The following is a 6,426-nucleotide window of genomic DNA, read 5'->3' as shown; positions in this document are numbered from 1 at the left end:
GTCTCGATAATTACCTCATGAGCGCCGATGCCGTTCATGCGGTCATAAATACCAAGCGGCTCGCGATTGAGCGCCCCCTCGATACGGAGCGCCGGATACTTGTTGGAGATAACGCGCAAAAACCATCCCGGCTTATTCGGCTGCGAACCGCTTTCCCGATACGCGAGAACCTCCGGCGGAGTGCTGGTTTCGTTTCCCGGACAGAACGGGCACATCTTCGGCTCCTCATGTTTCGGCATGGTGCCAAAGCTGGTGGGTCGCTTCCCCCGGTCGGTAGATATAATTACCCATCTGCCAATAATCGGGTCTTTGCGCAGTTCAGGCATAGCTGCTCCTCATCTTTTCCGGTTTTCTCTCCTCGGCTCAAACATCTGCGACTCGCAAACTAACGTCTCTCCCGCTAATATTATTCAATCTATCGACAATCCCGGCTTTTTGCTGAGCGGTTCCGACTTTGCTTGCGGAACTTTCAGCCTGTCGCGAGAGACCTCTTCCAGTCTCTTCCGCAGCGCCGCCGTAAGCTTCTTCTCTCTCCGGGCCATTGTCCTTTCAATAGTATCCAGAGCCTTCGCCATAGAGTATTCCATCTTATGACGCATCGAATACCAGGTAAAATCGGGAATCTCCTTATCCACAACCAGGCTGTCCGATACCAGATTGCAGGATATCCCGATATTAATACCGGTATTTAGAAGAGTCCCGATGGCGGTCTTGGTAAAATCTCCAATAAAGGAACCGACTTTGAGACTGCCGGTGTCGACTTCTTTTCCGTTGACGGCGACCTTGACCGGCGTATAGTTGTTCTTCAGGTCGGAATTAGTTGTCATGGCGCCGAAATTGACCCATTCACCGACATAACTGTGTCCCAGGAATCCGGCATGATACTTATTGGTGTATCCTTGAATAATCGTCTCTTCAACTTCTCCTCCAACCCGGCAGACCGCTCCGATGGAGCAGCCAGAAATCTTCCCTCCCGTGACCATGCTTCCTTTTCCAATATAGCAAGGTCCCACAATATACGATAGCGGCTCAACCTTGACCTCCGACCCCAAGAATACGGGACCCGCAGAGGCATCAATAACAGTCGTCGGCGAAAGGTGGAGACTTGGCGCCAGGTAAATCTGCTCGGGCCGTATGAAATGCACCCCGGGGAAATGGCGCTGAATACTGCCATCCTTGACCGCCGCCACCAGACTCTCGATATCATTGTTAATCTGCTTTCTTAAGAATTCGAAGTCGGTCGCTATCTCGGCATCAATTGCTCCCACCATATCCCAGAGATAATGATAGAGCGGCAGTTCCAGTTCCAGAGTTTCCGAGCGGCGTCGTACCCTGGCTACAAAATCGCCCAATTCGCCATTTTTCAGGTCGGTCGCTTCCTCTGCGGTCAATCCATCGACCACCTTTACGGCGGCAATGGCGCCGCTGGAGAGCAGAATCGCGTTGCGATTTGCTTTGTTGAGTGCCGAGGCAAATTCGGCGTTTACGCGCAGTCGCCCGTTAATCAGAAGCAACTGGTCGCCGCTATGCCCGGTGAATTCATTTACCGGAACTTCCACCTGTTCGGCGACCAGTTCGCCCAACTCCGGTCGGCAGAAAAGAGAAGGGCGATAATCCGGGAAGGAGTCGCGAATCTGCTCGAAAATATTCCTTATACCGGGCCTGAGAAAGAAGACCGGCCTGATATGGGTCAGGGGATAAAATGACCGGTAAGCCTCATCTTCAAAAACTATCAGTCTCTTTTCCATACAACCTTCCCGAATTGGATTTTTCAGACATTATCGGCCGAGGCCGGGGAGAACTGTCGGGCAAGAAGCAGTATCAGCAACGGTAAGCCGATTAGATAGCATGCCGCCAGCTGGCCGACACCAATCATCAAAACAACCGTAAAATATGGCATTTTGAATATCTCGGCAAGATAAAGCGCCACACCGAAGGCGTTGATTATAACCGGCGGCAGAGGGGCAATCATAACCGCAAATGGCCTTGGTTTCAATTTAGAGGCGTACTTGGTCAAGAGTCCGGCAAGGAGTGTCAGCAAGGAGCCGAAAATGATATCTTGAACCCCATTACCGCCATAGATATTAGCCACCAGGCAGCCGGCGAAAAGCCCATAGGGCGCCAAAGGGAATAGGAATGGCAACACTGTAAGCGCTTCAGCTACTCGTATCTGATAAACTCCAAAGCTGATTGGAGCAAAGACGATGCTCAGTACGGCATAAAGGGCAGCAATTATTCCGGCATAGGCAATATCTCGCGCACCCCATTTAGTCATAAAGGCTTAAAAAATCAGGTTGACTGCAATTGTCAAGCGAAAACTACCTAATTTATTGCCTTTTTTGGCTTTGCAGAAGACTAATGACACCCTGCCGGGTGTCAAATCAGAGCATCGCCCATCCCATTTTATACTTTTCTGGCGCGAATAATCTTGATGTTTGCCACTTCCTCAAGGGGAACACGAATGGTCTCAGCTAAATTGCCATCACTGAAGCAGAAAACCCACTTCCGCCCCTCAATCTCCAGCGAATGCGGTTGAAGCCCCGCCTGTATATGGTCGCCATTAGTAAGTCTCAGCTCGATTTCATTCCGGCTGAACAAGGCTCGAAAAAACTCGCCGATGAGAGCATCCTCTCGGTCGGTAAATCTTTTTGAGTTTCTCTTTGACGTCAAAACTGACGAACCTAAACCTTTTTTTTCTTTAGACCGGGTCTTCTCCGGTAACGCCGATATTATTTTCACCTCGATATTTCTCAATTTCGATTTTAGAAAGGATGAACGATTGAGAAAATTATGGCTCAGACAATACCCCAAAATCTCCTGTTCCTCATCGCTAAAGTTTAGCGCTGGAAGCGATATTTCTCGTGTCAGCCGGTACCCATCATCATAATAGATCGGAATATTCAGGCTGGATAAGGACAAGAGGTCTCGATAAATAGTCCTCTTGGAAACTTCACACTCTCGCGCTAACTCTTCGAGCGTCACCCTCTTGCGCACTCGAAACAGATTGACAATGAATAAAAGCCGTTCCGACTTCGTCATAAATTCCAACTCCCCTTTATGATTTGTCGCGACTAATTTATAATATGCCCCTGACAGATCCTGTCAGTCTAATTTCACCTACTGGTAATTTTTTAAGATTTCTGACGCCCGCCTCATGATTTCTTGACGAAGCGACAGCGGCTTTATAACTACCGCTTCTCCCCCGAAGCCTGCCAGCCATCGTCCAATCTCCTCGATACCCCGAACGGTAACTTCATACTTGACCCGACCATCATCCAGCGGGGTTACTTTTTCGCGGGGGTGATGTTTCCCCAGCGCCACTACCCGCGCCGCTTTGCCGCTAAAAATGACTTCCACTTCGACCGGCTCTCCGCTAAAAACACCCCAACTATTTTCGAAATACTTGACCGGGTCGATATCCTGACGAGGTTTGAACCGTCGGTCGGTCAATGTTGCATTGACTATCCGGTCGGTCCGGAATGTCCGCCATTCCTGTCGCAGTAAGCAATAGGCGACAAAGTAGAAAGCCTTCTCGATGAATATAAGAAAATACGGCTCCACATCTCGGTCAATCATGCCGCTCTGAATAGAATTGTAACGAAGGCGAATTACCTGGTTGTTCTTGATACCGTTCTCGACCACGGCATAAACCTTTTCGGGAACAGATTCAAGCGAAACCGACTTTATCTCAATCTTGGTTGTCGGCGTTGACAATTTCTTCTCCTTAACCACGCTCGGAGATAAGCATGCTTCGATTTTGGAGCGAATTGACTTGATTAATTTGCGACTGTGTCCGCTTTTAAACAGAGGCGATGACTCCAGAACTGTCTTCAGGGTGAGGTACTCGTCCAGATTAAAATTCAGAGTCGGCAGGAAATTCTCTGAGGCGAATTTGTACCCGTTGTCATAATAAATTGGAATATGGGCTTCAGACAGGGCGATTATATCGCGATAAATTGTCCGCTCGGTGACTTCACATTCGCGAGCAATAGCGGCGGCATTGAGATTGCGCCGTGAGCGAAGAAGATTCAAAAGAAAGAGTAAGCGGTCGTATTTTGCCATTCCCATATTTTCATTTTAATCAAGGCAATCATCTATGTCAATTTAGAAATTTTATCCCCAAGTGTGGGGAGATTCCCATAATATTAGCTCCGCCGGTCACCGACCAGTCGATGTAATTGTTGGCACGACAATAAGTTACACAGAAGTCGACATCCGGCATCATCTTTGCGCAATTCATAGCAGAAACTATGAACTCTTAGACTTTGGGGGAGATATGGAAGAGACCGTTGCTCTGCCAAGACGAAGACCGCGCAAATCAACCTTCTGGGAATCGCCCGTCTTCATTTACGGTTTGAAAATATTTCTCGGATTTGTAGTCGTAATGGTGTTCCTGACCATTACCCAGTGCACTATCAAAAAGCCGGAATCACCCACCTGGACAACCAACGTGACGCTTCCGCTGGTCAACCGGACCTATCAGATGCCTGAAATCATCCGCAAGATTGACCAGCCGGGAATTACTATCGATTCGACCGGGTCTGTGGTGTACTCGGTGGAAATTCCTCTCGACACTATTTTGCTTGATGCTATTGTCATATCGCCGTCCGACCCGGCGCCGGTGGTGGTTCGTTTGAGCGATTATGTTTCGCTTCAACTGGGAGCAGTTCCGCCAACGTCGTTTGACATTAACCTTGATTTCCCGCCGGTTGACCGCTTCAGCTGGGCGACCATAAGCTCCGGCGGTTTTGACGTCGTCTTCGTGAATGATTTCGGCGTCCCCCTGGATACCATCATCGGAGATATTGTCGATGTCGTCAACAGCCGCGTTATTTCATCGGTTTCGTTTCCGGGCGGCTTAGCTGCCGGCGCCTCTGATACCGTCTTTGTCAATCTGGCGGGACAGACGGTATCCAATACGATTAGCATCAATCTCCACTGTTTCACACCCGGCGGAACGATGCTTTCGCTCGATGACAAGTCATTGAGCGCGGCATTGAGATACGGCAGCGGCATCACGGTCAGCGCCGCTTCGGGAATCATTGACCCCACCGACGCCGTATTCAACAATATCTATGCCGATATCGACCTGCCCAAGGGGTTTGATTCTATTCAGCTGGTCAATGCCGTTCTTACTCTTGAAATAGTCAATGCCGTAAATTTCCCCGGCTTTCTCAACATAGATATTACCGGCAGCAACAGCCAGGTTTTGAACTTGACCGGCAATGTTCTTCCGGGAAGCGCCACAACGCCGGTCAGCACAAATCTTATCAATAATGACCTGGCATCATTTCTGAATCCGATGCCGTCGGCGGTTACTGTCAATGGAGCGGCCACTCTCGGCGACGGCGTGACTGCCGGTATTGTAACCTCGAATGATTATATCGTCTCCCGCATCCGACTGGAATCACCACTGGAAGCGGTGATAGGCCAGTCCACGTTCACAGGCGATATCGATTCAGAAGAAATCGAGCAGGACGATATTGACCTCGCCACGGAGCATATTCTCAGAGCGCAGTTTTTGACCAGTATCGTCAACCATCTGCCGTTAGGTGTTAACATAGAAATTTTATTTAGCGGCGATTCAAACACAGTCTATACCAACCCGCAGCTCGTGCTGGGACCTTTCCAGGTTGCGCCGGGTGAAATCGGCCCTGACAATACTGTCCTCAATGAAGTGATTTCCGAGAACGCCGTCACTCTCGACAGTCTCGATGTTCAGATTCTCAAGAATCCTGTGCTCTATAGCGGACAGATAATAACGCTCCTGGGCAGCGGTGGCATTCCGGTGAAAATAGTCGGAAGCGATTATGTCACAGCTCGGGGGGTAATTCGGGTCGAATACCGCTTTGACGGCGACTTTTAGCAAATTACTGAACTCAGCATAGATACCAATCATGAGGTGCCATATGAGAAGGAAGATAATGCTTTTGACCCTTATATCGCTGATAGTCTGCCCGGTACTGGGGAATGCCTACGGATTGTCATCGGCTCGGGCGATGGCAATGGGCGGCGCCTTCACCGGTCTGGCGAAAGGGGTCTATGCCCCGCTTTACAATCCCGCCAATATCGGGCTGAGCGAGTACCGTCAGTTTGGGCTGGAAATTGCCGGGGTTGGCGCCGAGATTTCCAACAACAGCTTTACGCTCGATGACTACAACAATTACACCGGCGCCATCCTGACCGATGAAGACAAATCTATTATTCTTGGCAAAATACCTGACGAAGGTCTCAAGATAAAAGCCGATATCGAGGCAAGCGCCCTCTCCCTTTCACTCGGGCGTTTCGTAGTCTCCATCAATGGCTTTGCGGCGACCGAAACAAATCTCGGCAAGGATGCCCTGGAGCTGTTTCTGCAGGGCAACGGACTGAACGACACCTTCTCCCTTGACGGGATGTTTAGCGAGGCCGTTGCCTATGCCTCCG

The 6,426-nt window shown here is 49.8% G+C and carries 7 protein-coding genes; 2 read left to right on the top strand and 5 right to left on the bottom strand.

Going from position 1 to position 6,426, the window contains the following annotated elements; all coding sequences use genetic code 11:
• The 5 genes from AB1690_10805 to AB1690_10785 all read right to left on the bottom strand — a co-directional run.
• A partial coding sequence (locus AB1690_10805) for a galactose-1-phosphate uridylyltransferase (protein MEW6015801.1) occupies window positions 1–326 on the bottom strand: 326 nt, incomplete at its 3' end.
• An 84-nt stretch (window positions 327–410) separates the two neighbouring features.
• Window positions 411–1,748 (bottom strand): putative sugar nucleotidyl transferase, encoded by a 1,338-nt coding sequence (locus AB1690_10800; GenBank protein MEW6015800.1) that lies wholly within the window; start codon window positions 1,746–1,748, stop codon window positions 411–413.
• Window positions 1,749–1,771: 23 nt separating this feature from the next.
• On the bottom strand, window positions 1,772–2,275 hold the full coding sequence (locus tag AB1690_10795; GenBank protein MEW6015799.1) for a QueT transporter family protein: 504 nt from the start codon (window positions 2,273–2,275) through the stop codon (window positions 1,772–1,774).
• Between the two features lie 128 nt (window positions 2,276–2,403).
• Window positions 2,404–3,039 carry an HTH domain-containing protein gene (locus tag AB1690_10790; GenBank protein MEW6015798.1) on the bottom strand — a complete coding sequence of 212 codons (636 nt, stop codon included), beginning with the start codon at window positions 3,037–3,039 and terminating at the stop codon, window positions 2,404–2,406.
• A gap of 78 nt (window positions 3,040–3,117) precedes the next feature.
• Window positions 3,118–4,062: a WYL domain-containing transcriptional regulator gene (locus AB1690_10785; protein ID MEW6015797.1), complete on the bottom strand. Its 945-nt coding sequence runs from the start codon at window positions 4,060–4,062 to the stop codon at window positions 3,118–3,120.
• Between the two features lie 214 nt (window positions 4,063–4,276).
• On the opposite strand from AB1690_10785, the gene AB1690_10780 reads away from it, so the two are divergent.
• Together AB1690_10780 and AB1690_10775 are read left to right on the top strand one after the other, a co-directional pair.
• Window positions 4,277–5,866 (top strand): hypothetical protein, encoded by a 1,590-nt coding sequence (locus AB1690_10780; GenBank protein ID MEW6015796.1) that lies wholly within the window; start codon window positions 4,277–4,279, stop codon window positions 5,864–5,866.
• 43 nt (window positions 5,867–5,909) lie between these two features.
• The coding region (locus tag AB1690_10775) for a hypothetical protein (protein MEW6015795.1) at window positions 5,910–6,426 on the top strand (517 nt) is incomplete at its 3' end.

It is taken from the genome of Candidatus Zixiibacteriota bacterium, assembly GCA_040753495.1.
GTDB lineage: Bacteria > Zixibacteria > MSB-5A5 > GN15 > PGXB01 > DYGG01.
Note: the sequence above shows the minus strand (reverse complement) of the source record. Positions and strands in the feature narration are given on the sequence as shown.

What these genes read in the sequence shown, in the direction of transcription:
- AB1690_10785 (MEW6015797.1), bottom strand. Translation starts at nt 4,062, where the DNA reads ATGGCAAAATACGACCGCTTACTCTTTCTTTTGAATCTTCTTCGCTCA.
- AB1690_10800 (MEW6015800.1), bottom strand. Translation starts at nt 1,748, where the DNA reads ATGGAAAAGAGACTGATAGTTTTTGAAGATGAGGCTTACCGGTCATTT.
- AB1690_10795 (MEW6015799.1), bottom strand. Translation starts at nt 2,275, where the DNA reads ATGACTAAATGGGGTGCGCGAGATATTGCCTATGCCGGAATAATTGCT.
- AB1690_10790 (MEW6015798.1), bottom strand. Translation starts at nt 3,039, where the DNA reads ATGACGAAGTCGGAACGGCTTTTATTCATTGTCAATCTGTTTCGAGTG.
- AB1690_10780 (MEW6015796.1), top strand. Translation starts at nt 4,277, where the DNA reads ATGGAAGAGACCGTTGCTCTGCCAAGACGAAGACCGCGCAAATCAACC.